The sequence below is a fragment of the Bordetella tumbae genome, from assembly GCF_054780995.1.
Genome location: NZ_BAAGVG010000025.1, coordinates 48,832 through 72,027 on the forward strand (window position 1 = coordinate 48,832; position 23,196 = coordinate 72,027).

A 23,196-nucleotide genomic window follows, 5' to 3' on the forward strand; every position below is an offset into this window, starting at 1 on the left:
GCTGGCAGCCGGTCCCGCATATGCGGATTTGTTCGGGAGAAAGTCTAGATATGCCCTTCAGTAAGATCAAATGAATAGTTCTGCGCTATTCATGCATACGAATCATCTTCTTTCGTTGTCAGATGCATCTTCAACAGGGTCATCGCTTGATCGCGCAGCCATTGCTCCTGTGCGCTCGGCGTATCGTCCCCGCGGGACAGCAGGCACAGCGTTCGCTTGATGATTGGCGCCTTGATAGGCACAACGGCTACGCCAGAGTTGGGCGGGACGAAGAGGCGCGGCACAATAGCTAGTCCCAGACCCGCGCGCACCATATCCAGGGCCATGGCGTTATGAAGCGCTTCATAACGCCAACGCAAGCGCTCGCGCAGGTGGCCGAGTGCGCTGTCGATGGTTGCGCTGTTACCCGAAGTCAGGCTGATCCGGATCATGGACTCGTTTTCGAGGGTGGAGCAATCGACATTCGGTTGTTGGGCAAACCGGTGCTGCGGCGGACATGCGAGTACGAAATGCTCGTCGCCTATCGATTCGACTTGTAAATCACCATAGCCCTGTTGCAGTACCGACACTCCAAATGACACGACGCGTGACTCGAGTAGCTCTACCATCTCTCGGACAGAGGTATCGAAGACTCTGACGAGTGCGTCCGGCCAACGGTCTTTGGCCGCTAGGAGTAAAGGACTTACCAGTCCGTGGCTCAGGCTAGGGAGGCAAGCAAACGCCAGCCAATCGGGTGCATTTTGGCCGTGTTTACGGATGGCGTCGCAAGACATGCCAAGCTCCTTCACCGCACTGCGCGCGGTGGGAAGCAAAGCGCGGCCAGCTTCGGTGAGCGTGACGTCGCGTGTAGTACGGGCAATCAACTTGACGCCGAGTGTTTCTTCCAGCTTCCGCATACGGTGGCTGACGGCTGTTTGGGACAGGTTGAGTTCTGTTGCGGCCAGTTGAAAGCTGCCGGTTTCGACAATTGCCAAGAACGCTTGAATGCCGAGGAAGTCGATATGCATATTCTTTGTAGTCCACGTGAGGCATCTCAATTCTCAGTACGTTCAACGTTAACAACTTTTTGCTGTACGTGGAATCTCGGCAGGGTCCCTATATACTGGTCAAGCACGTGTTAGATTGATGTTTTAGCCGCCAGCTCGTATTTCTTTGTATTTGATGCATAGATTTACGCTATCAGCGCATTGTCCGGAGCCATTCATGTCCAAAAAAATCAAAATCGATTTCGTATCCGATGTCGCTTGCCCGTGGTGTGCGGTAGGCTTGGGTGGTTTGCTGACGGCTATCGATCGCATTGGCTCCGAGGCGCAGTTCGACATTCATATGCAGCCGTTCGAGCTGAATCCGGATATGCCCAAGGGTGGGCAGAATACGGGCGAACGTTTGATGAAGAAGTACGGCTTTGACCAGGCGCGTTTGCAAGAGAACCGCAAGGTGATTGCAGAACGCGCGGCGGCGGTGGGGATGCCGATGCATCAGACGGAAGAAAGCCGTTCCTACAATACGTTCGGCGCACATCGATTGCTGTATTGGGCAGGTACGCTGGGGCAACCGCAGCAAGTCGCACTCAAACGGCAATTGCTGAAGGTCTATCACTTTGATAATTACGACACCAGCGAGACCGAGGTGTTGGTGCAAGCCGCGCAAGACGTGGGACTGGACGCGGACGCTGCGCGTGATGTCGTGGCGTCCGGACGCTATACGGATGAGGTCCGCGCAGAGCAGGCGAAATGGCGCGAGTTGGGGATTACCTCTGTGCCGTCAGTGATCATTAATGATAAGTATCTAGTGTCTGGCGGGCAGCCGCCCGAGGCGTTTGAGCAGGCGTTGCGTCAAGTTGCCTCGGAGGCGTGATAGCTAGCGCGTCGTATTCAACGGCGCGATACCTTGAGCTGACGATGTCGTAATCAGACCGGCAGGTATCGCTACGCCTCGGCCGTTCGCCGGCGTCAATGTGATGTCGTGGCATGCACGTGCCGTGCCGCCGACGTTGTCGATTCCTCGTAGCAACCGTATATCGCTGAAGGATTGCGCTATCGTAGCGATCCTTTGTGTTCCTATTTCGATTTTCTCTGATCAGGCGTTTTACTATGACCACAATATTGCGTCGTTATAAACAAGTTGCGCTAGCACTCTCTCTCGGGCTGTCCGCTTTGTCTGCGCAGGCAGAATCGGTGGACAGCTATCCGAGCAGACCCGTCACGATGATTATTGGCTGGGCGGCTGGCGGACCGGCGGACGGCGTCGGGCGCATGGTGGCCGCCGAAATGGGCAAGCATCTGGGTCAATCCATTGTCGTGGACAATAAGGGCGGGGCGGGCGGCAATATCGGCTCGGTGGCTGCTGCGCGCGCTACGCCTGATGGCTACACCATTATGTTGGCGACTGTGGCATCGCACGGCTTGAATTCTGCGCTGTACGACAATATCGGATATGACTCGATCAAGGATTTTGCGCCAGTGGGGTTGATCAATACCTCGCCTTCGACGATGTTGGTGCCGCTGGATTCGCCGTTTAAAACGGTCCAGGATTATGTGGCGTATGCGAAAGAGAATCCGGGGAAATTGACATACGGCTCCGGCGGTGTGGGCTCGTCGCAGCATCTGGCGGGAGCGAGTTTCAAGACACGTACCGGGATCGATATTTTGCATGTACCGTTTAAAGGCACGGCGCCTGCGTTGACGGATGTGATGGCGGGCCGTATCGATATGATCATCACCACGGGTGCGATGGCGCCGATTGCTTCGGGCAAGGTGCGTCCGCTGGCGATCACGGCGAAATCGCGAATTGCCGCGTTGCCCGATGTGCCGACGTTTGACGAGGCGGGGGTCAAAGGGTTTTACATGGATTCCTGGTATGGGCTCGTGGCACCTGCCGGGACGCCGCGTCCGGTTTTGATCAAGCTGAATGACGCGTTGACCAAAGCGCTGCAAGATCCGGAGCTGCGTAAAAAGTTCGTGGATCTCGGCTCGGTACCGGCTGAACCCATGTCGATCGACGCGTATTGGGACATGGTGCAAAAGGGGATGGTCGAGGCAGCGGAGCTGGTGCAGATTTCCGGGGCGAAAGCGGAAAAGTAATTACGTTGCGTTTATCTGCACAAAAAATGGCCAGCCTGTGAATTTTGCAGGCTGGCCATTTTTGATGGGGACGGCTCTGATGAGGCTACGGTAGCGCTATGCCCACGCGGCGCAGCAGGTTCGCCGTTTCGAACACGGGCAAGCCCATGACACCGGTATAGCTGCCGGATAAATGGGCGATGAATGTGCCTGCGAGACCTTGAATGCCGTATGCGCCCGCTTTGCCAAAGGGCTCGCCGCTGTCGCAGTAGCGGGCGATATCGTCTGCGCTAAGCGTGCGCATGCGGACTTCGGAGATCGATACGTCTTCGTGCAGTTGGCCGTCGTGCCACAGGACGACAGCGGTGTGAACGTGATGGCTGGTGCCGGACAGGCGGCTTAGCATGTCGGTGGCGTGAGCGAGGTTGGTAGGTTTGCCCAACACCTCGCCTTGCAGGATGACAGTGGTGTCGGCCGCCAGGATCGGCAGCGTTGGCAGTGACTGGGACGTCATCCATTGTTGTCCGCGCTCGGCTTTTTCGCGGGCAGTGCGTTGGACGTAGTCTGCCGCGGTTTCACCAGCATGCTGCGGCTCGTCTTCACCCGGAGGCGCAGGGACCTGTAATACGGTGTGAGCTAATCCGATCTGGGTCAACAGTTCACGGCGGCGCGGGCTAGCCGAGGCGAGATAGATCTGTGAGGTCATGGTGCTGAGAGCAGGGCTTGGGTTTGCCATGAGTGAGCTGGATGATCTGTGTACACGCGAGAGGTGGACAGATTCAGGCCCGATGATACGGGTGATTCGTCATGATCGCCCAGGCACGATAAAGCTGTTCGGCCAGCACGACACGCACCATGGGGTGTGGCAGGGTCAGCGACGAGAGACGAATCTGCCCGTCGCTGGCGGCCTTGAGCGAGGCGTCCAGGCCATCCGGGCCTCCTACCAGGAACACCACGTCCCGGCCATCGCCGCGCCATTGTTCGAGGCGTTGCGACAGGGCCATCGTGGTCAGGTCGCGCCCGCGTTCGTCCAGGGCGAGTTTCAAGGCGCCGGGGGGAATGGCAGCCTCGATACGGCGGGCTTCTGCCGCCATCATTTGGGCGGGCGTTTTACCCGTCGTGCGTGGCTCGGGTTTGATTTCGCGGAGTTCGAGCGCGCAGTCGGCAGGCAAGCGTTTTGCGTAATCGTCCCAGGCAGTTTCGACCCAGGCGGGCATGCGGTTGCCGACGGCGATGACGATGAGTTTCACGTGATGGCCTCTGGCTGGAGAGAACTCACACGACGCAACGTGAGGCGCGTGAGTTCGGGCTGCGGCAGATTCAGTATACGGCTACGGCAGGCTTGGGCCGGGCATCAGGCTGCGGCCGGGCGAGCCGTAACGCGCAGGCTAGCGAGGGTTTCAGGCCTCGTCTTCGCCAGTATCGCGGTCAGCAGCGTGTACGGGGGCACCTGACCCGGGCAGTAGCTTGACGCGAACGGGCTTGTCGCCCCAGATTTCTTCCAGGTTGTAGTACTGGCGGATGGCAGGCTGCATGACGTGGATGACGATGTCGCCCAAGTCGACGACGACCCACTCGCCGGTGTCTTCGCCTTCGACGGTGATGCCGGTCAGGTCCAGGGCACGGCCGCAATTGGCCACGCTGGACGCCAGGGCGCGGGTTTGCCGGTTGGATGTCCCGCTGGCAATGACCACGCGGTCGAACAGGCTGGTGAGATGCGTCGTGTTAAAGACTTTGATGTCTTGGGCTTTGACGTCTTCGAGGGCGTCAATGACGGCGCGTTGTAATTTTTGAATATCCATGGGTGTAAATATAACCCGCGAGGGGAAACCTGGTGGAGCTGTTTGAGGGCAGCGCGAGTCCGGCTGCCGGTGTCGGACTATTGGAATTAGCGGTAAAGGCCGTGCGCTGCGATGTAACGGGCGACTGGCGGGGGCAGCAGGCCCTCGGTCGTGTCGCCGCGAGCCAGCCTGGCACGGATGTCAGAGGCGGAGATCGCCATGGGGGTAAAGGGCAGCGTGGTCAATTCGCGGTGTGTGGAACCATCCTGACGGTTCTGACTGGCTAGCCAATGCGTCAATTCCTCGGGGGGAATCAACGGCGTGCCGGGGCGTGTAGCGACAGCCAGGTCTACTCGGGCCGATATTTCTCGCCATTCATTCCACGTGCAGAAATTGGTCAGCTGATCGGCGCCCAGGATCCAGACGTAACGGGCGCCAGACGGCAAGGCGCGTAGAGTGTCGACGGTATAGGTAGCGCCGCCGCGTTCGATTTCGATGGGATTGACGGCCATGCCGGGCTCGCCGTCGATCGCCAGCTCGATCATGCGCAGGCGATGTTCGGGCGCGGCGTTCAAGGGCGCGCGTTGCCATGGGTTGGCAGCGGGGATGAATTGCACCTGCGCGAGATGCAATTCACGCAGGGCAGCGCGAGCCAGCGCCAGGTGTGCGAGGTGAATGGGGTCGAAACTGCCGCCCAGCAGGCCAATACGGGGTTCGTTTTCTGAGTGGACAGGCATTGTGGACAGCGGCGCTGGGATTACACCCAGTCTCGGGGTTTCAGGAAGGCGGCGAGCTCGGATTCCGGTGTGCCGGGCTCGGGGTGCCAGTCATAGCGCCACTGTGCCACGGGCGGCATCGAAAGCAAAATCGACTCGGTGCGGCCGCCGGATTGCAGGCCGAATAGGGTGCCGCGGTCATATACGAGATTGAACTCGACATAGCGTCCACGCCGATAGGCCTGAAAATCGCGTTGAGCCTGCTCGTAGGGGATATGGCGGCGGCGTTCGACGATGGGCAGGTAGGCGGGCAAAAATGCGTCACCGACCGAGCGCAGCAACGCAAACGAGGCGTCAAAGCCGGGTTCGTTGAGGTCGTCGAAGAACACGCCGCCAATGCCACGGGTTTCCTGGCGATGTTTCAGGAAAAAGTACTCGTCACACCAGCGCTTGTAGCGGGGATAGTACGTGTCGCCATGGGGAGCCAACGCATCGTGGCAGACCTGATGGAAATGCTGTGCGTCTTCTTCGAAGGCGTAGTAGGGCGTCAGGTCCATGCCGCCGCCGAACCAGAATACGTCGTCTTCGTCTTGGCCCGGGCGAGCCGCGGCCATGAACATGCGCACGTTCATGTGTACGGTGGGCACATAGGGATTGCGAGGGTGCAAGACCATCGACACGCCCATGGCTTGCCAGGGACGGCCGGCCAGCTCCGGACGGTGGGCACTGGCGGAGGGCGGCAACTGGGTACCCTGGACATGGCTGAACAATACGCCGCCGCGTTCGAGCAATTGACCGCCTTCGATCAAGCGAGACACACCACCGCCACCCTCGGCACGCTGCCAGGCGTCGGTGCGAAAATCCTCGCCGCCGGCTTGCTCGAGAGCTTGCACGATACGCGCTTGCAGGCCGGTCAGGTAGTCTCGTACGTCGGAAACGGGGATATTGCTCATGCAGTGTCCAGATGGGGATTCAGGCTGACTGCTGACGAAGATCGTCAGCAGTGTGGGACGCGGCGGCGGAGAAGCTGACGCCGCGTGACCTGGATAGCTTAAGCCTGAGAGGCCACCATTGCTTTGCGTTTGATTAAGGTTTGGCCTTTTGTTGGGACGGTTTCAGTGCGCGCCATCCGATGTCGGTCCGGTATTGGCGGCCATCGAATTGCACGCCGTCGACGGCAGCATAGGCACGCTCACGCGCCATGCGGACGGAGTCGCCCAAGGCGGTGACGCAAAGCACGCGGCCGCCGGAGGTTTTCAATTGACCGTTTTCCAGGCGGGTGCCCGCGTGGAAAACGGTGCAGTCTTCGGTCTCGGCAGGCAGCGGCGCAATGGTGTCGCCGTTGCGCGGTGTGCCGGGGTAGTTGTGTGCGGCCAGAACGACGCCCAGGGCGGTACGGCGATCCCAGGTGATGTCGGCCTGGTCGAGCGTGCCCTCGACGGCATGTTCCAGCGCATCGAGCAGATCGCTTTTGACGCGCATCATGATGGGCTGGGTTTCGGGGTCGCCCATGCGGCAATTGAATTCCAGCGTCTTGATGGACCGATCCGGATCGTCGCCCGGGGCGATCATCAGGCCGGCGTACAGGAAACCCGTATAGGGGATGCCATCACGCGCCATGCCCTGAACGGTGGGCAGAATGATTTCGCGCATGATGCGATGATGCAGTTCCGGCGTGACGATGGGGGCAGGCGAGTAGGCGCCCATGCCGCCTGTATTGGGGCCGGCGTCGCCGTCTTTGAGGCGCTTGTGGTCTTGGCTGGTGGCCAGTGCCAGGACGTTGCGGCCGTCGCACATGACGATGAAGCTGGCTTCTTCGCCGACCAGGCATTCTTCGATGACGACGCGGGCACCGGCTTGGCCCATGCTGCCGTCGCCGAGCATGGCGTCAATGGCGGCGTGGGCCTCGGCCAGATCGGCGGCCACGACGACGCCCTTGCCGGCGGCCAGGCCGTCTGCCTTGATGACGATGGGGGCGCCTTCCTGGTCGATGTAGGCGTGGGCGCGGGCGGGATCAGTGAAGGTTTCGTAGCGGGCCGTGGGAATCCCATGGCGCACCATGAAGGCCTTGGCGTAGTCTTTGGAGCTTTCCAGCTGTGCCGCGGCCTTGGTCGGGCCAAAGATTTTCAGTTTGCGTTCACGAAAAACGTCGACGACGCCGGCTGCCAGAGGCGCCTCGGGGCCTACGACCGTCAGAGAAACCCCTTCACGCTCAACGAAATCAGCCAGATCCTCAGGGCTGGTGAGCGGCACGTTTTGCAGCAGGTCGCCCTGCTCGGTGCCGCCATTGCCAGGCGCGACATAGACCTTGTGGACACGGGGCGAGCGGGCCAGGCGCCAAGCCAGGGCGTGTTCGCGGCCGCCAGAGCCGATTACCAGGAGTTTCATTTTTCGATGACTTCTTAAAGAGGCCAGGGCGTTGCCGCCACAGGCTTGGCACAAAAGGCTGACGGGTCACCCCGTTTTGCCGGTCGGTTTTTTACTGCAGACCCACCCGGGGACGTATGTCCCTGGGGGCATGGCGGTTACTACTGGGCTTCGTCAAATACAACGGTGGTATAGACTTCTTGCACGTCGTCCAGGCCCTCCAGCACGTCGAGCAGTTTTTGCATCTTGACGGCGTCGTCACCGGTGAGCTCGGTCTCGTTTTGCGGCTTCATGATGATGCCGTCGACCTCGGCCTTCAGGCCGGCCGATTCGAATGCCTGGCGCACGGCAGCGTAGTCTGTCGGGGCGCAGATGACTTCGATGACGCCTTCGTCATCGGTGGTCACGTCTTCGGCGCCGGCTTCGAGGGCGGCTTCCATGACGGCGTCCTCGGGCGTGCCCGGTGCGAACACGAACTGACCGCAATGTTTGAACATGAAGGCAACGGAGCCTTCTTGGCCCAGGTTGCCGCCATTTTTGGAGAAGGCGTGACGGACCTCGGCAACGGTACGGGTGCGGTTGTCGGTCATGCAATCGACGATGACGGCAGCGCCGCCAATGCCGTAGCCCTCGTAGCGGACTTCTTCGTAGTTGGCGCCGTCGGCGCCGCCTGCGCCGCGTTGGATGGCGCGTTGGATGTTGTCCTTGGGCATATTGGCGTCGGTGGCCTTGTCCCAGGCCATCCGCAGACGCGGATTGCTGTCGGGATCCGGGCCGCCGGCACGCGCCGCGACGGTGATTTCACGAATGATTTTGGTCCAGAGCTTTCCGCGTTTGGCGTCTTGGCGGCCTTTGCGGTGCTGAATATTGGCCCATTTACTGTGTCCGGCCATGGTGTCCCAGATGAAAATGTCGGCAAAACCAGCATTTTACCGTGGTTGACGGACAGACGAGTGGCCGGATGTGCCTTCTTTACCCATGCCGGGCAATTGCATAGCCCGGCATTGACAATTCCTGCCGTTTTCCCGTCCCCGAAGCCCGCACAAAGCGCGGCTTACGTTCTACACTTGCGACACGATTTTGCCTGTCGGAGAGTACTGATGCCTGATCCCATTGTCATTGCAAAAAATAACGAGACTCAATTGGCGTTGTTGCCGGCGTTGGCGAATCGCCACGGCTGTATTACGGGGGCGACGGGAACGGGCAAGACGGTCACCTTGCAGGTGCTGGCCGAGGCATTTTCCCGTATGGGTACACCGGTGTTCCTGGCCGACATCAAGGGCGATTTGACGGGCGTTTCCCAGGCAGGGACGCCGTCACCCAAACTGCAGGAACGCTTGAAAAACAACGGGTTGCCTGAGCCGGTCTGGGGGGCGAACCCGGCTGTGCTATGGGATGTGTTCGGCGAGCAGGGGTTGCCTGTGCGCGCCACGATCTCTGACATGGGGCCCTTGCTGTTATCGCGCATGCTCGAGTTGAACGACACCCAAGAAGGGGTGTTGACCCTGGTGTTCCGCGTGGCCGACGACGAAGGGCAGTTGCTGCTGGACCTGAAGGATTTGCGCGCCATGCTGCAAAACGTGGCCGATCGGGCCGCGGAGTTGAAGACCAAATACGGCAATGTGTCCTCGGCATCGGTGGGCGCGATTCAGCGCAGTCTGCTGACACTGGAATCGCAAGGCGCCGAGCAGTTCTTTGGCGAACCGATGCTGGAGGTCGCCGATCTGATGCGCACCGACGCGCAGGGACGCGGCATTATCAACATCCTGGCGGCCGACAAATTGATGCAGGCTCCGCGTCTGTATAGCGTATTCCTGTTGTGGATGCTGGCGGACCTGTACGAAAAACTGCCCGAGGTCGGTGATGTTGAACAACCGAAGCTGGTGTTTTTCTTTGATGAGGCGCATCTGCTGTTTAACGATGCGCCCAAGGCCCTGCTGGACAAGATCGAACAGGTTGTGCGGTTGGTGCGGTCCAAAGGGGTCGGCGTGTATTTTGTGACGCAGAATCCCTTGGATATTCCGGATACGGTATTGGGGCAGTTGGGCAATCGTGTGCAGCACGCGCTGCGGGCGTTTACACCGCGCGATCAGAAGGCCGTAAAAACTGCCGCAGAGACGATGCGTCCGAATCCGGGGCTGGATATCGAGGCGGCCATTACCGAATTGGGCGTGGGTGAGGCGCTGGTGTCGCTGCTCGATGCCAAGGGCCGTCCCGAACCCACGCAGCGCGCGTGGATCATGCCGCCGGGCAGCCGTATCGGCCCGGCTACGGATGCGGAGCGCCAGGCACTGCGTCAGGATCCCACCATGTCGGCCAAGTATGCGAAGGCGGTTGATCGCGAGTCGGCATACGAGGTCTTGACGGCCCGGGCCAGCACCGATGTGGCAGATGCTACGGCAGGATCTGCCGCGGGCAAGGCTGCTGGCGCTCAGAAAGGGTCGGCTGATCAGAGCGAGTCCGGCGGCGTGATGGACGGCTTGAACGATCTGCTGTTTGGTTCTACCGGCCCGCGTGGCGGCAAGCGCGACGGCGTGGTGCAGTCTGTCGTCAAGAGCACGGCACGTTCGATGGCCCGGCAGTTGGTGCGTGGGGTGCTGGGGTCGTTGCTGGGATCGAAGCGGCGCTGATTGCCGGGTGCTGCGCGCTGCGCTGACGCGTGGCGCCGCGTGATTTGTACTCGCGGCCAAGGCTTGCCTGCGCGGGGATCCCCGCTCTGCGCGGCCAGGATTCGTCTGCGAGAGGATTCACGCTCAGCCGGGTCGTATTGCAAGACTATGGCAGCATAGAGGGTTGATGCTGACACGAGGGCCTTGCAATGAAAATTCTGGTTGTTTCGACAAATAGTGCCGCACAGGAAAAATGGGTCGAACCACTAGCGGCGGCAATGCCGGATGCCGAGGTGGCGCTGTGGCACGCTGATTTGCCGCCACAGGACGCCGATGTCGCGGTGGTGTGGTCGCCGCCGGCCGAGTTTTTCGAGCGTGAGCGCAAACTGCGGGTGGCGTTCAATCTGGGCGCGGGCGTTGATGGGCTGCTGAAGCTGCCGTCGTTGCCCGCCGATCTGCCTATCGTTCGCCTGGAAGACGCCGGCATGGCCGTGCAGATGGCCGAGTATGCCGTCTGGGCGGTGACCCGGGCGAGCCGGCAATTCGATGATTATGTCGCCCAGCAACGTGGGGGCGTGTGGCAGCCATTGCCCGAGTTGCGACGTGAAGCATGGCCGATTGGCGTGCTGGGCACCGGTGTCATGGGCACCAAGGTCGCGCAGACGCTGGCAGCGTTGGACTATCCCGTGGCAGGATGGTCGCGCAGCGGCAAAGTGCCTGCCGGAGTAGAAAGTTTTGCGGGAACGGAGCAATTGCCGGCCTTTCTGGCGCGTACGCGGGTGTTGATCAATACCTTGCCGCTGACGCCCGATACGCGCGATATCTTGCGGCGCGAGACGCTACAGCAATTGTTGCCGCAGGCGCATATCGTCAATATGGGGCGAGGCGATCACCTCGTGGAAGAGGATTTGATTGCACTGCTGAATACGGGGCACGTGCAGGGAGCGACGCTGGATGTGTTTCGCCAAGAGCCTTTGCCTGCCGGTCATCCGTTCTGGACGCATCCTGCAGTCACCGTGACGCCGCATGTTTCTGCCATCACCTTGCAGCATGAGACGCTTGCGCAGGTGGTCGACAAGATCGAGCGTTTCTTCAACGGCCAGCCGTTGACGGGTGTGATCGCGCGAGAGCGTGGCTATTGACTGTAGAACCGTGACGGCGTGCGCTCTATTCGTACGGTTGTGCCCTTCGTGATCCCTTCGTGATCGCGATTGGGCGGTGTCGATTGGAAGCAGGGACGAGGGCGATGAAACACCTCGGGCACGTGGATGAGATGTCTTTCAAAAATTGAACGTCATTCCAATTTCTGCGAGATGTTTTATCCACGTGCCCGAGGCGTACGCATGGCCGGATATCCGGCCTGATGCGGTTTATTTACCAGCCGCGATGATCTCGGCGATGGCTTTGCCGACTTCTTCGGTCGAGGCCGTGCCCTGCATGTCGCGGGTGCGCGGGCCTTCGGCGAGTACGGTCTCAATGGCGCTGACGACAGCCTTGGACGCGTCCGGGTAGCCCAGGAAATCCAGCATCAGCGCGCCGCTCCAGATCTGGCCGATCGGGTTGGCGATGCCTTTGCCGTAGATGTCGGGGGCCGAACCGTGCACGGGCTCGAACAGGGACGGAAATTTGCGTTCCGGGTTCAGGTTCGCCGACGGTGCGATGCCGATGGTGCCGGTGCAAGCCGGGCCCAGGTCAGACAGGATATCGCCAAACAGATTCGATGCGACGACCACGTCGAACCAGTCCGGATGCTGCACGAAGTGCGCGCACAGGATGTCGATGTGATATTTGTCCCAACGCACGTCAGGGTACTGGGTAGCGATGTCGGCGACGCGCTCGTCCCACCAGGGCATGGAAATCGAGATGCCGTTGGATTTGGTGGCCGCGGTCAGGTGTTTGCCGCGTTTTTGCGCCAGGTCAAAGGCGAATTTCAAGACGCGATCGGCGCCGATGCGGGTAAAGACGCTTTCCTGGATGACGACTTCGCGCTCGGTGCCGGCAAACAGGCGGCCGCCGCTATTGGAGTATTCGCCTTCGGTGTTTTCGCGGACGATAAAGAAATCAATATCGCCGGGCTTGCGATTGGCCAGGGGCGAGGGCACGCCAGGCATCAGGCGCACGGGGCGCAGGTTGATGTATTGGTCGAAATGGCGGCGGAACTGGAACAACGAGCCCCACAGCGCCTCGTGATCGGGCACGGTTGCGGGCCAGCCGATGGCGCCAAAGAAAATCGCTTCGTGGCTGCCGATCTGGGTCGCCCAGTCGTCAGGCATCATTTTGCCGTGCTTGGCGTAGTAGTCGCAGCTCCAGTCGAAATGATCCCACTGAAAATCAATGCCAAAGCGCGTTGCCACCGCGTCCAGGACACGCAATCCCTCGGGAACGACTTCTTTGCCGATGCCGTCGCCGGCGATGACTGCGATTTTGTGCTTGGTTCCTGCCACCACTGTTCTCCAGATGTTGTTCGACTGATGAGGTGTGCGAGCGGGCGTCTACAGGGGACCAGAGGCTTCTGGTCCCGCCGTTGTGTTCCGCGTTTTACGCACACAAAGATGGCAGTTTATCGCTGTCAGCGCGTTCGTGTGTCGTTTGGGGCTCAGTGAGCGCCTGCTGCCGCTTCGGCAGCCCCGCCGTCGCCGCCTGCTGCGGTTTTCTTCCGGCCGTGTGCAAACCATACCAACCCCGTCAGCAGGATAAAGATCACCCCCGAGGCATAGAACACATCTATTGCGGACATGGTAAAGGCCTGCGTGTTGATCAGGCCGTCCAGCCGGGCGAGGGCGGCCTGGTGGGACATCCCAACACCGTTTTGCAATGTATCGAGGGCCTGGTCAAAGGGCTGATGCCCGGGGCTGGCGATTTCGGTCAAACGGGCGTGGTGTTGCGTGGCGCGATTTTCCCATAGCGTCGTGGCAATCGACGTGCCGAATGCGCCGGCTGTCAGCCGGGCGAAATTCGATAGCCCCGATGCGGCAGGAATGCGCCATGGCTCCAGACCCGACAAGGTAATCGAGGTCAATGGCACAAAGAACGCAGCCATCGCGGCGCCCTGGATGACAGTCGGAATCATCAAGGTGCGTATGTCGACATCGGTGTTGAAGTTCGAGCGCATGAAGCACACGAGCGCGAATACGATGAACGCAACGGTGACGATGAGCCGAGCATCCCGGGTCGCCAGCATTTTGCCCACGAATGGCGTCAGTAAAATCGCCAGAATGCCGACGGGAGCAGTCACCAGGCCCGCGTAGGTCGCGGTGTAGCCCATATTGCTTTGCAGCCAGAGCGGCAACAGCACGACATTGCCAAAGAACACGCCATAGGCCACCGCCAGCGTCACCGCTCCGACGGTGAAGTTGCGTTCTTTGAACAAGCGTAAATCGACAATGGGGTGCGCGTCGGTGAGCTCCCAGATCAAAAAGAAGACGAATGCGACAACCGCCACCAAGGCAAGCAACTGGATGGTCTGACTGGCAAACCAATCGAGCTCTTTGCCCTTGTCCAGCATGATTTGCAGGGATCCCACCCAGATCACCAGCAACACCAGGCCGAGCTTGTCGATGGGGAGTTTTCTCGTGGGGGATTCGCGGTCGCGGTATATCCGCCAACTGATCCATGCGGCCAGCAACCCCACGGGAACGTTGATGTAGAAAATCCACGGCCAGGTGTAGTTATCCGAGATCCAGCCGCCCAACAGCGGCCCCGCGACAGGGGCGACGAGGGTGGTCATAGACCAGATGGCCAACGCCATGCCGGCTTTGGATTTCGGGAAACTGGACAGCATCAGCGCTTGCGACAGCGGGATCATGGGGCCGGCGACCGCGCCTTGCAGTACGCGAAAGGCGATCAACGCCTCCAGTGATGGCGAGAACCCGCACAGCCATGACGATAGCACGAACAGCAAGGTGGAAATGATGAATAGGCGGACTTGGCCGAACCGCTGCGTCAACCAACCTGTGAGTGGCACCGTGATGGCATTGGCGACTGCGAACGAGGTAATGACCCACGTGCCCTGGCTGGAACTGACCCCCAGATCCCCGGAAATCGTCGGGATCGAGACGTTGGCGATCGAGGTGTCCAGCACGTTCATGAACACCGCAGTCGACAGCGCGATGGAGCCAATGATGCGGGTGGCCCCCTCCAAAGGCGGCGGCGCGCTGGGCTGTCCAGAGGAACGGGGAGCGCTCATGGTTGTAGATTGGCCTTGATGATTTTGTCGATCAACGCATCTGCGCCAGCCTGGGTATCGGTGAACACATGGGTCGACCAGGCGGGTTCGTGGCGCGGCTTGGCTTGTGTGCCGGATGAGGTCTCTTTCTGGCTGATGTCCACCTCTACGTCCATCGATAGTCCGACGCGCAGAGGGTGGGCTTTGAGTTCCTCGGGATCGAGTTCGATACGCACCGGTACGCGTTGCACGACTTTGATCCAGTTGCCCGTGGCGTTCTGTGCGGGCAGCAGCGAGAACGCGCTGCCCGTGCCGGCGTCCAGACCGACGATGGTGCCGTGATAGACGACGTCGTCACCGTACAGGTCGGAAACCAGCGTGGCGCTTTGGCCCGGATGCATGCGGCGTAATTGACCTTCTTTGAAGTTGGCCTCGACCCAGACTTGATCGAGCGGGACGACGTTCATCAGGGTATTGCCGGGGGCGACGCGTTGGCCGACCTGGACGCTGCGGCGGGCGATCAGGCCGTCGACGGGGGCGGGCAGGACCGTGCGGGTGTGGGCGAGCCATGCATCACGCAGTTTGGCAGCGGCTTGCCGGACGTCGGGATGATCGGTGACGGTCGTGCCGTTGGTCAGCGCCTGATTGGTGGCCAGCCGGGCCTGAGCGGCGGCCAGTGTGGCCTGAGCTTGTGCCAGGCCGGATTGTGCGGATTTCAGCTCGGTTTGTGCGTGCAGCAGTTCTTCGCCGCTGACGCCGCCGGATTTGGCCAGCGTCTGGCGCCGCTGCAGATCGCTTTGCGCGCGTTTCAGGTCAGCTTGTGCGCGGTCGATGTTGGCGCGTTGAACGTTGACATCCGCGGCCAGGGAGTCGTTTTGCACGTACAGGGTGCGGACTTGGCGCACGGTCTGGGCCAGCTGGGCTTGGGCCTGTTGCAGAGCGATTTCGGCATCGGCCGGGTCCAGCCGGATCACGGCTTGGCCGGCCGATACATGCTCGGTGTCGCCCGCTTCGATGGCGATCACGGTGCCGGGAACCTGTGGGGTGATTTGCACCAGGTTGCCGTGCACGTAGGCATCGTCGGTGCTTTCTACATGAGAGCCAAACAAGACCCACCAGATGGCATACAAAACGGCCAGCACGATGAACACGCCAGCGGCAATCAAGAGCAGGCGTTTGCGGGCAGGATGAGTTACAGGAGTTGCGGTCATGACGTCGGGGTCCGGGTCGGTCAATGAGAAGAAGAGGCTGCCGGCGTGTCGGCGGCGGGCGCATAGCCGCCACCCAGGGCATAGGCCAGGTCGGCATCGAGCTGGTAGGCGCGAAAGCGCACGTCGGTATCCAGCCGGGTCTGGGTCAGTACGCCGGTCTGGGCGACAAGCACTGTGAGGTAGTTGCCCATGCCTGCCCGGTAGCGCTGCACGGCCAGGTCATAGGCGGCGTCGATGGCTTCGCGGGCTTGGTGTTGCTGGTCGATTTCGCGGTCGATCAGGCGCAGGCCATCGATCGCGTCGGCGGTCTGATGCACGGCGTCCAGCACGGTCTGGTTGTAATCCGAGACTGCTACGTCCGCGTCCGCCTTGCGGCCTGCCAGATTGGCATTGAGTTCGCCGCCATGAAAAATCGGCAACGTGATAGCGGGTCCAATGCCGGCGGTGCGGCTGCCGGCGTCCAGCAGATTGCCAGTCCCGATGGCCTGAAATCCAGCAAAGGCCACCAGATTGATGTTGGGATAGAACTCGGCACGGGCGGCCTCGATCTGGCGCTGGGCCGCCTCGGCACGCCAGCGTGCAGCGGTGATATCGGGGCGATGGCCCAGCAATTCGAGCGGCACGTTCTCGGGTATGACGCCCGCACGGGCCGACAGGACGACGGGCTGCAAGGACTGGCCGCGTATGGGACCAGCCCCTGCCAGCGCGGCGACCTGGTTGCGCAGTTGGGCCAGATTGGTTTCTGTCTGCGTCAGGTCGACCTTGGCCGCGGCGACCGACGATTCGGCCTGCTTGACTTCGACTTGTGTGTCCAGGCCCGCGCGTTGACGATCACGCGTCAGTTGCAGGACATCGGTACGTTGCTCCAGGATGCGTTGCAGGACTTGCCGCTGCGCAAACGCATTCTGCAAATTCAAATAGCTGCGCACCATGGCGCGAGCCAGCACGTTGCGCGCTGCCTGTGTGTCGGCCTCGGCGGCGGCACGTTGTGAAATCGCGGCATTGAGCCGGGCGCGGTTCTTGCCCCAGAAATCCAGCTCGTAGGTGAAGTCCAGCGCAAGCCGGTTATCCGAGACTACAGACCCCGCCATGGGCGGTTGGTAAATGTATTTTTCGGGCAAGTGTTCGCGGCTGAGGGAATAGTTCGCATCGACGCGCGGCATCAACGGCGCGCGTGCGCCGCGCACGGCTGCATTTGCCTGAGCCAGTCGGGCTTGAGCCGACGTCATGGACGGGCTGTTGGCCAAGGCCTCATCGACCAGCGTATTCAATTGTGTGTCGCCATAGCGGCGCCACCACTGCGTGTCGGGCCAGGATACAGACGCGTTCTGCAATCCGAGTTGTGTGGCCTCGAGTGGCGCCACGGGCTCGGTCGTCGGGTCCATTGATGCGCAGCCTGCCAGGACCAACAGCAGCGCCACGGGGAGCAGAGGTTTCATCAGTCGTCGGGGGGTAGTCAATCTGACGTTTTGCTGAATATTGTTGATTAAACTGTATTTGCCTAGGCAAATATTATGGCGTAAAACATCCCTGGCGAGGGGAATATCCCCATTTGGATCCAGGGTTTTGGAGATGGTGAAATCAGGGCTCGGGGGATTTGCCGTCCGAGCCGTTGGCCAGCATTCGGCCGAGCAAGTGCCGCAATTGCGAGTGCTCCTCGTTGGAAAATCCGCGCAGGTGATGATTCAACACGCGGGCAATACAGGAAGGAATGGCCTTGGCCTTTTCGTGGCCCAATTCGGTGAGCTCAATTTTGACGACGCGGCGATCCTCGTGGCTGCGTATACGCCGCAGCAGGCCCTTGCTTTCGAGGCGATCGAGAGTGCGAGTCATCGCGCCGGTATCGACACCATTCAAGCGTGCCAGCTCGGCCGGCGTGTCGGCAGTGCCGCGCGCAATCAGGGCGATGGGGCGCCATTGGATGGCTGTCAACCCCAACGGAGCGGTTTCCACGTCCAGCAGGCGGGTCAGCGAGTGATAGACCTGTTTGATCATGAAGCCGACATTGTCCTCGGCAGTACAGCGTGACGTGGCGCGGTAGTGCACATGAGTGTCGTCGTCGGTAACGGAGCGGGGGGCGTTCATGAGGGGTATTTTATTGCCTAGGCAATAATTGTCAATGCAGGTACTGATGGGGCGCCGAGTACTGGCGGGTTAACAAATCCGACCCGTGGATGTTTAGTGTGCCGTCTTGCGCAGCCCCGACCACACGATGGCCGTTACGATCAGCACGGCGCCGGCGATCATGCGCAGGCTGGGTTGTTGCGAGAACAATACCCAGGCAAAGGCGATCGCGTACACCGGCTCCAGTGCTATCACCAGGCCCGCGGTACGTGCATTGAGTTTTGTCAGGCTGGACACGAACAAATAGTGCGACAGGCCCGTGCAGAAAACGCCCAGCAGGACAATCCAGAACAGATCTATGCCGGCGAGCTGCGGCAATTGGCTGGCAGCAAAAGGCAGCATGGCGAGCACCACGACGATGTTCTGGCCGCAGGCGACTTGCATGGCATCCAGGCCGACAGTGGATCGCCGGTTGCTCAGCGCCAGTAGTGCGAACGACAGACCGGACAGAATGCCCCAGGCCAACCCTACCGTACCCTGATCCGCGAGATCGAACGACGGTGTCACGAGGATCAGCCCCAGGGTGACCAGTCCCAGCACCAGCCATTCCGCCAGGCGTACCTTTTCGCGAAACAGTAGGCCCTCGAACAGCGTGATGAACGCCGGAAAACTGGCAAACCCTAGCGTGGCGACCGCGATGCCGCCGACCTTGACCGAGATGAAGAACGTCACCCAGTGGCCCGCCAGCAGGCAGCCGGCGACAATCAACATGAATAATTGCGCGGGGGTCAGCGATGTGAACAGGGGCTTGCGTTGCAGCCGCGAAAAGCCAAGCAACGCGACGACCGCAAACACGGCGCGGCCCAGCGTAATGAGGGCAGCGCTGGCCTGGATGAGTTCGCCAAAAACTCCTGTCAGGCCGAACAGCACAGCGGCAATGTGGATATAAACTAGGGCGCGTTGACGGGTCATGCGTGAGTCGTGAGGAGCGGGGAACCGGATTGGCTTGGTTGTCGCCGTTCCTAGGATCTGATGATTATAGCGGTGTGACTTTAGCCGTTTTGCTGCAGGGCATCGCATAGGGTTTTTTTCGTTTTCGCCGGAATCCCCTGGTTTCTTAAAGTCCTTGATGAATCTTCCTTCTCAATTGCGCTTCACTACGATTGTTTCTCCTCGTGTCCTTGGTTTTTTCCTGGCGACGGTGGGGGCTGTACTGTTTGCCGCCAAGGCCATCGTCGTGAAATTGACCTATCGCTATGGCATCGACGCGGTTACCTTGATTGCCTTTCGCATGCTGTTTTCCTTGCCGTTTTTTGCCGCAGTGGCGTGGCGCGAGTCCCGCAGGGCCGCTCGCGGCGAGCTGGCCGTCTTGACCGGAAGAGAGCGGGTCGTGCTGTGTTTGCTGGGATTGCTGGGGTATTACTTATCCAGCTTTCTGGATTTTCTGGGCTTGCAGTATGTGACGGCCAGCCTGGAGCGTTTGATCTTGTTTTTGTCTCCCACGCTGGTGGTGCTGTTGTCGGCCTGGTGGCTCAAGCGTCCGATTTCGCCTCGGCAATGGGTGGCCATGGTGGTTTCGTATCTGGGCGTGATCCTGGTGTTCGCGCAAGATCTGGGGCACGGCACCGGTTCCCATGTGGCGCTTGGGGCTTTGTTTATTTTTGGCTCGGCGCTCAGCTATGCTGTGTACTTGATTTGTTCGGGCGAACTCGTCAAGCGCGTGGGGGCAACGCGGCTGGTGGCTTATGCCATGACGGTATCGTGCATCGCCTGTATCGTGCAGTTCTTTGTCGTGCATCCCCCGTCCGAGTTGATTCAGCCGTTGGGCGTGTATGGCTATTCGTTTGTGCACGCCACGTTCAACACGGTGATGCCGGTGTTCATGCTGATGTGGGCGGTCGCACTGATTGGCGCGCCGACCGCGTCGCTGTTGGGTATGGTGGGACCGGTGTCGGTCTTGTTTCTGGCTGCGTGGCTGCTGGATGAGCCCATTACGCTGTGGCAGCTAGGGGGGACCGCGCTGGTGTTATGTGGGATATTGGTACTCATGGGCGGCCGCCGTCCGGAGCCAAAGCAATGACGCGGTATGTCGCCGCAGGGCAGTTTGGATATTCATCACAACATAGGAGGCTGGTATGACCAGCAATGTCGTCAAGGCAATCCGTATTGAGCAACACGGTGGACCCGAAGTCCTGAAACTCGTGGATGTCGAGGTCCCGCCGCCTGCGGCCAACGAGATCACGATCCGCCAGCATGCGGTTGGATTGAATTTCATCGATATCTATTACCGCACGGGGTTGTATCCGCATCCCTTGCCGCATGGCCTGGGTTTTGAGGCCGCGGGCGTGGTCGAGGCGGTAGGCGCAGAGGTCAAGCACCTGAAAGTCGGCGACCGCGTGGCCTATGGCCAGAGCCCGATCGGCGCCTATGCGCAGGCGCGCAATGTGCCGGCGGCGCAGGTCGTCAAGCTGCCTAAGGGCGTTGAGTTCGACGATGCGGCTGCGCTGATGCTCAAGGGCCTGACCGTGCAGTACCTGTTTCGCCAGACCTACCGCCTGCAGGGTAATGAAACCATTTTGTTCCACGCGGCAGCGGGCGGCGTGGGTTTGATCGCTTGCCAATGGGCCAAGGCGCTGGGCGTCAAGCTGATCGGCACCGTGTCCAGCCCGGAGAAAGCCGAATTGGCTCGCGCCAATGGCGCATGGGAAACCATTGATTATTCGCGTGAAAACGTGGCCGAGCGCGTGCTGGAACTGACCAATGGCAAGAAAGTCCCCGTGGTGTATGACGGCGTGGGCAAGGATACCTGGGAAACGTCGCTGGACTGCATCGAGCCGCGCGGGCTGATGGTCAGCTTTGGCAATGCGTCGGGCCCCGTGTCGGGCGTGAATCTGGCGACGCTGAATCAAAAAGGCTGCCTGTATGTGACGCGTCCGTCGCTGGGGTTGCACGTCAATACGCACGAGAAACTGAATGCCGCGGCCAAGGAAATGTTCGACCTGGTCCTGAAGAAAAAAATCAAGGTGCGCATCGACCAGCGCTATCGCCTGGAAGACGCGGGCGAGGCGCAGACGGCGTTGGCCTCGCGCAAGACGACTGGTGCGACTGTCCTGACCTTGGATTAAGGGCAGGGCAGTAACAGGCCCTCGCGGCAGCGCCTGCGGTGCGTCGCAGGCGCGCTTGGGCCTTGGAGTGCCCTATAGACAAAAAACCCGGCTTGACGATTCATACGTCAAGCCGGGTTTTTTACGGGTAATCAGCGGGCGTTGCTGATCACCTTGGTGAGTCGTTTCAGGCGACGCGCATTTGCTGCAAGGCAGCGATACGGGACTGAATGGGCGGGTGCGAGGCAAAAATCGCGGCCAGGCCGCCTTTGCCGGCGATACCCGAGGCCTCGAAGCTCTTGGGCAACTCGCCCGCCTCCAGGCCGCCCAAACGGGCCAGGGCGCGCATCATGGGTTCACGCGAGCCCATCAGTTGAGCGGAACCGGCATCGGCACGGTATTCGCGTTGGCGCGAGAACCAGGCCACGATGATCGAGGCCAGAATGCCGAAGACGATTTCACAGACGATGACGGTGACGTAATAGCCGATGCCAATGCCGCGTTCGTTCTTGAACACCACGCGGTCGATGAAATAGCCGACCAGACGCGCCAGGAATACGACGAAGGTGTTGACCACGCCTTGGATCAGGGTCAGCGTGATCATGTCGCCGTTGGCTACGTGCGCCACTTCGTGGCCGAGGACGGCGGCGATTTCTTCTTCGGTCATGCTGTCGAGCAGGCCGGTGGACACGGCCACGAGCGAGTCGTTTTTAAAGGCGCCCGTCGCAAAAGCGTTGGGCGCGCCCTCGTAGATGGCGACCTCGGGGCGGCCGATGCCGGCGCGGTCGGCGAGTTGGTGCACCGTGTCGAGCAGCCAGGCCTCGCGGGCGCCTCGGGGCGCATTCGGGTCGATCACCTGAGCGCCCGTGCTCCATTTGGCCATGGGCTTGCTCATCAGCAGCGAGATGATGGCGCCCGTAAAGCCTACCACCACCGAAAAGATCAGCAGCGCCTGGATGTTGATGCCTTGGGCCGTGATCATGCGGTCTACGCCCAGAATGCGGAGCGTAGCCGATAGCACCACCATGACGGCCAAGTTGGTGATGATAAACAGAAAAATGCGTTTCATGCTTTGGGTATTCCTCTGCGAGCGATGAGGGCCTTTTTGGACTGGGAAAAAGCAGGGCAGTTCCCGTCTGGCCAACGTTGATTTTCCGGACCCGGAGTATAGTAGCGCTTTCCCCCGTTTTTCTTCATTTTCATCGCGTAGCCCCCATGCAGGCTCTTTGGATGTTGGTGGCGTCGGCCATGTTTGCCCTCATGGGGTCGTTTGTGAAAATGGCCACGGAGTATGGTGCGTCGTTGCCCCAGATCGTCCTTTTCCGTGGATTCCCGTCGGTTGTGTTGCTCTTGATCTGGGCTCGTGCCGGGCGTCAGTCTATTGTGCCGACCAGTTGGCGCCTGCACGTGTGGCGCAACGTGGCCGGGGTGTCGTCCATGTGGCTGGGTTTTTTTGCGATTTCGCATTTGCCGCTGGCGACTGCGACCAGTCTGAATTACACCGCGCCGCTATTTATTGCCTGCTGGATGCTGGGATGGGGCGGAGCGCAGCGCGACCCCGTGCGGATACTGGCCGTGGTGTTGGGGTTTGCCGGGGTCATTTCCATATTGCGCCCCAGCATCAATCCCGACCAATGGATGGCGGCGTTGTTTGGCTTGTGCGCTGGGGCGACGTCCGCCGTGGCAATGATGCAGATCCGCCAGCTCGGCCGTGTCGGCGAACCAGAATGGCGGACGGTCCTGTTTTTCTCGCTGGCCGTGTGCCTGAGCAGCGCGCTGGGCCTGACTATCGAGGGCTGGGGACAGGTCGGCTGGCAGGGATACGCATCGCTGATCGGCATCGGGGTGGCGGGCCTGTTCGGGCAGTTGACCATGACGCGGGCCTTTGGTGTCGGCTCGGCGTTGTTGACGGCCGCCTTGCAATACACCACGATCATTTTTGCCGCCTTGCTGGGCATGGGGTTCTGGGGCGATCAGCCCGACGGCCTGGCCTGGGCGGGGATGGGCCTCATCATCGCCGCGGGGCTGTTGTCAGTGTGGCGGACGATGCGCATGCCCGCCGGTTCGTGAGGCGGCGTGGGGGCTTTTTTTGGCGCAGGGCCGCCCCAAGGCAAAAA

At 60.7% G+C, this 23,196-nt stretch carries 22 protein-coding genes; 7 read left to right on the forward strand and 15 right to left on the reverse strand.

The annotated features are described in order from the left end of the window. Positions 1–89: 89 nt before the first annotated feature. The gene (locus ACYVI2_RS26935) at positions 90–1,007 is read right to left on the reverse strand and encodes a LysR family transcriptional regulator (RefSeq protein WP_415820997.1); all 918 of its coding nucleotides are present in this window, start codon (positions 1,005–1,007) and stop codon (positions 90–92) included. Between the two features lie 196 nt (positions 1,008–1,203). Between ACYVI2_RS26935 and ACYVI2_RS26940 the strand changes: the two genes are divergently transcribed. Then, entirely contained in the window at positions 1,204–1,857 is a 654-nt protein-coding gene (locus ACYVI2_RS26940; protein WP_415820999.1) for a DsbA family oxidoreductase, read from the forward strand. A 236-nt stretch (positions 1,858–2,093) separates the two neighbouring features. Beyond that, positions 2,094–3,083, forward strand: a complete 990-nt coding sequence (locus tag ACYVI2_RS26945; RefSeq protein ID WP_415821000.1) for a Bug family tripartite tricarboxylate transporter substrate binding protein — start codon at positions 2,094–2,096, stop codon at positions 3,081–3,083. 85 nt (positions 3,084–3,168) lie between these two features. On the opposite strand, the gene ACYVI2_RS26950 is transcribed toward ACYVI2_RS26945, so the two are convergent. The 7 genes from ACYVI2_RS26950 to ACYVI2_RS26980 form a co-directional block, all read right to left on the reverse strand. Continuing rightward, complete coding sequence (locus tag ACYVI2_RS26950) at positions 3,169–3,798, reverse strand: Maf family protein (RefSeq protein WP_415821002.1); 630 nt, start codon at positions 3,796–3,798, stop codon at positions 3,169–3,171. Positions 3,799–3,841: 43 nt separating this feature from the next. After that, positions 3,842–4,312, reverse strand: a complete 471-nt coding sequence (gene rlmH, locus ACYVI2_RS26955) for a 23S rRNA (pseudouridine(1915)-N(3))-methyltransferase RlmH (protein ID WP_094822058.1) — start codon at positions 4,310–4,312, stop codon at positions 3,842–3,844. Positions 4,313–4,462: 150 nt separating this feature from the next. Then, positions 4,463–4,864, reverse strand: a complete 402-nt coding sequence (gene rsfS, locus ACYVI2_RS26960; RefSeq protein ID WP_415821004.1) for a ribosome silencing factor — start codon at positions 4,862–4,864, stop codon at positions 4,463–4,465. Between the two features lie 86 nt (positions 4,865–4,950). Then, positions 4,951–5,580: a nicotinate (nicotinamide) nucleotide adenylyltransferase gene (nadD, locus tag ACYVI2_RS26965; protein WP_415821005.1), complete on the reverse strand. Its 630-nt coding sequence runs from the start codon at positions 5,578–5,580 to the stop codon at positions 4,951–4,953. Positions 5,581–5,600: 20 nt separating this feature from the next. Beyond that, positions 5,601–6,512 (reverse strand): oxygen-dependent coproporphyrinogen oxidase, encoded by a 912-nt coding sequence (gene hemF / locus ACYVI2_RS26970; RefSeq protein ID WP_415821006.1) that lies wholly within the window; start codon positions 6,510–6,512, stop codon positions 5,601–5,603. Between the two features lie 133 nt (positions 6,513–6,645). After that, positions 6,646–7,947: a phosphoribosylamine--glycine ligase gene (gene purD / locus ACYVI2_RS26975; protein WP_415821007.1), complete on the reverse strand. Its 1,302-nt coding sequence runs from the start codon at positions 7,945–7,947 to the stop codon at positions 6,646–6,648. A gap of 140 nt (positions 7,948–8,087) precedes the next feature. Then, the gene (locus ACYVI2_RS26980) at positions 8,088–8,819 is read right to left on the reverse strand and encodes a YebC/PmpR family DNA-binding transcriptional regulator (protein ID WP_415821008.1); all 732 of its coding nucleotides are present in this window, start codon (positions 8,817–8,819) and stop codon (positions 8,088–8,090) included. Positions 8,820–9,026: 207 nt separating this feature from the next. Here ACYVI2_RS26980 and ACYVI2_RS26985 point away from each other — a divergent pair, with 207 nt between their 5' ends. Both ACYVI2_RS26985 and ACYVI2_RS26990 read left to right on the forward strand, forming a co-directional pair. Further along, positions 9,027–10,556, forward strand: coding sequence for a helicase HerA-like C-terminal domain-containing protein (locus ACYVI2_RS26985; RefSeq protein WP_415821009.1), 1,530 nt, complete (start codon positions 9,027–9,029; stop codon positions 10,554–10,556). A gap of 188 nt (positions 10,557–10,744) precedes the next feature. Beyond that, positions 10,745–11,677 carry a 2-hydroxyacid dehydrogenase gene (locus ACYVI2_RS26990; protein ID WP_415821010.1) on the forward strand — a complete coding sequence of 311 codons (933 nt, stop codon included), beginning with the start codon at positions 10,745–10,747 and terminating at the stop codon, positions 11,675–11,677. A gap of 228 nt (positions 11,678–11,905) precedes the next feature. Here ACYVI2_RS26990 and ACYVI2_RS26995 read toward each other — a convergent pair whose 3' ends face one another. The 6 genes from ACYVI2_RS26995 to ACYVI2_RS27020 form a co-directional block, all read right to left on the reverse strand. Further along, positions 11,906–12,979, reverse strand: a complete 1,074-nt coding sequence (locus ACYVI2_RS26995; protein ID WP_415821011.1) for a tartrate dehydrogenase — start codon at positions 12,977–12,979, stop codon at positions 11,906–11,908. Positions 12,980–13,131: 152 nt separating this feature from the next. Then, positions 13,132–14,721 carry a DHA2 family efflux MFS transporter permease subunit gene (locus tag ACYVI2_RS27000; protein WP_415821012.1) on the reverse strand — a complete coding sequence of 530 codons (1,590 nt, stop codon included), beginning with the start codon at positions 14,719–14,721 and terminating at the stop codon, positions 13,132–13,134. Then, positions 14,718–15,911: an HlyD family secretion protein gene (locus ACYVI2_RS27005; RefSeq protein ID WP_415821013.1), complete on the reverse strand. Its 1,194-nt coding sequence runs from the start codon at positions 15,909–15,911 to the stop codon at positions 14,718–14,720. The genes ACYVI2_RS27000 and ACYVI2_RS27005 overlap by 4 nt, the downstream gene beginning before the upstream one ends. 20 nt (positions 15,912–15,931) lie before the next feature. After that, positions 15,932–17,350 carry an efflux transporter outer membrane subunit gene (locus ACYVI2_RS27010; protein ID WP_415821014.1) on the reverse strand — a complete coding sequence of 473 codons (1,419 nt, stop codon included), beginning with the start codon at positions 17,348–17,350 and terminating at the stop codon, positions 15,932–15,934. A gap of 142 nt (positions 17,351–17,492) precedes the next feature. Then, on the reverse strand, positions 17,493–17,996 hold the full coding sequence (locus tag ACYVI2_RS27015) for a MarR family winged helix-turn-helix transcriptional regulator (protein ID WP_415821015.1): 504 nt from the start codon (positions 17,994–17,996) through the stop codon (positions 17,493–17,495). 93 nt (positions 17,997–18,089) lie between these two features. Next, on the reverse strand, positions 18,090–18,947 hold the full coding sequence (locus ACYVI2_RS27020; RefSeq protein WP_415821016.1) for a DMT family transporter: 858 nt from the start codon (positions 18,945–18,947) through the stop codon (positions 18,090–18,092). Between the two features lie 157 nt (positions 18,948–19,104). Here ACYVI2_RS27020 and ACYVI2_RS27025 point away from each other — a divergent pair, with 157 nt between their 5' ends. Further along, positions 19,105–20,055 carry a DMT family transporter gene (locus ACYVI2_RS27025; protein WP_415821017.1) on the forward strand — a complete coding sequence of 317 codons (951 nt, stop codon included), beginning with the start codon at positions 19,105–19,107 and terminating at the stop codon, positions 20,053–20,055. A 55-nt stretch (positions 20,056–20,110) separates the two neighbouring features. Further along, a complete protein-coding gene (locus tag ACYVI2_RS27030) occupies positions 20,111–21,100 on the forward strand; it encodes a quinone oxidoreductase family protein (protein WP_415821018.1) in 990 nt (329 codons plus the stop codon). A gap of 166 nt (positions 21,101–21,266) precedes the next feature. On the opposite strand, the gene htpX is transcribed toward ACYVI2_RS27030, so the two are convergent. Then, entirely contained in the window at positions 21,267–22,148 is an 882-nt protein-coding gene (htpX, locus tag ACYVI2_RS27035) for a protease HtpX (protein WP_415821019.1), read from the reverse strand. A gap of 146 nt (positions 22,149–22,294) precedes the next feature. Between htpX and ACYVI2_RS27040 the strand changes: the two genes are divergently transcribed. Next, complete coding sequence (locus ACYVI2_RS27040; RefSeq protein ID WP_415821020.1) at positions 22,295–23,149, forward strand: DMT family transporter; 855 nt, start codon at positions 22,295–22,297, stop codon at positions 23,147–23,149. Positions 23,150–23,196: the final 47 nt, after the last annotated feature.

Bases quoted from the DNA above. Each gene is read 5' to 3' on its own strand.
- ACYVI2_RS26935 (WP_415820997.1), bottom strand. From the start codon at position 1,007: ATGCATATCGACTTCCTCGGCATTCAAGCGTTCTTGGCAATTGTCGAA.
- ACYVI2_RS26940 (WP_415820999.1), top strand. From the start codon at position 1,204: ATGTCCAAAAAAATCAAAATCGATTTCGTATCCGATGTCGCTTGCCCG.
- ACYVI2_RS26945 (WP_415821000.1), top strand. From the start codon at position 2,094: ATGACCACAATATTGCGTCGTTATAAACAAGTTGCGCTAGCACTCTCT.
- ACYVI2_RS26950 (WP_415821002.1), bottom strand. From the start codon at position 3,798: ATGGCAAACCCAAGCCCTGCTCTCAGCACCATGACCTCACAGATCTAT.
- rsfS (WP_415821004.1), bottom strand. From the start codon at position 4,864: ATGGATATTCAAAAATTACAACGCGCCGTCATTGACGCCCTCGAAGAC.
- nadD (WP_415821005.1), bottom strand. From the start codon at position 5,580: ATGCCTGTCCACTCAGAAAACGAACCCCGTATTGGCCTGCTGGGCGGC.
- hemF (WP_415821006.1), bottom strand. From the start codon at position 6,512: ATGAGCAATATCCCCGTTTCCGACGTACGAGACTACCTGACCGGCCTG.
- purD (WP_415821007.1), bottom strand. From the start codon at position 7,947: ATGAAACTCCTGGTAATCGGCTCTGGCGGCCGCGAACACGCCCTGGCT.
- ACYVI2_RS26980 (WP_415821008.1), bottom strand. From the start codon at position 8,819: ATGGCCGGACACAGTAAATGGGCCAATATTCAGCACCGCAAAGGCCGC.
- ACYVI2_RS26985 (WP_415821009.1), top strand. From the start codon at position 9,027: ATGCCTGATCCCATTGTCATTGCAAAAAATAACGAGACTCAATTGGCG.
- ACYVI2_RS26990 (WP_415821010.1), top strand. From the start codon at position 10,745: ATGAAAATTCTGGTTGTTTCGACAAATAGTGCCGCACAGGAAAAATGG.
- ACYVI2_RS27000 (WP_415821012.1), bottom strand. From the start codon at position 14,721: ATGAGCGCTCCCCGTTCCTCTGGACAGCCCAGCGCGCCGCCGCCTTTG.
- ACYVI2_RS27005 (WP_415821013.1), bottom strand. From the start codon at position 15,911: ATGACCGCAACTCCTGTAACTCATCCTGCCCGCAAACGCCTGCTCTTG.
- ACYVI2_RS27010 (WP_415821014.1), bottom strand. From the start codon at position 17,350: ATGAAACCTCTGCTCCCCGTGGCGCTGCTGTTGGTCCTGGCAGGCTGC.
- ACYVI2_RS27015 (WP_415821015.1), bottom strand. From the start codon at position 17,996: ATGAACGCCCCCCGCTCCGTTACCGACGACGACACTCATGTGCACTAC.
- ACYVI2_RS27020 (WP_415821016.1), bottom strand. From the start codon at position 18,947: ATGACCCGTCAACGCGCCCTAGTTTATATCCACATTGCCGCTGTGCTG.
- ACYVI2_RS27025 (WP_415821017.1), top strand. From the start codon at position 19,105: ATGAATCTTCCTTCTCAATTGCGCTTCACTACGATTGTTTCTCCTCGT.
- ACYVI2_RS27030 (WP_415821018.1), top strand. From the start codon at position 20,111: ATGACCAGCAATGTCGTCAAGGCAATCCGTATTGAGCAACACGGTGGA.
- htpX (WP_415821019.1), bottom strand. From the start codon at position 22,148: ATGAAACGCATTTTTCTGTTTATCATCACCAACTTGGCCGTCATGGTG.
- ACYVI2_RS27040 (WP_415821020.1), top strand. From the start codon at position 22,295: ATGCAGGCTCTTTGGATGTTGGTGGCGTCGGCCATGTTTGCCCTCATG.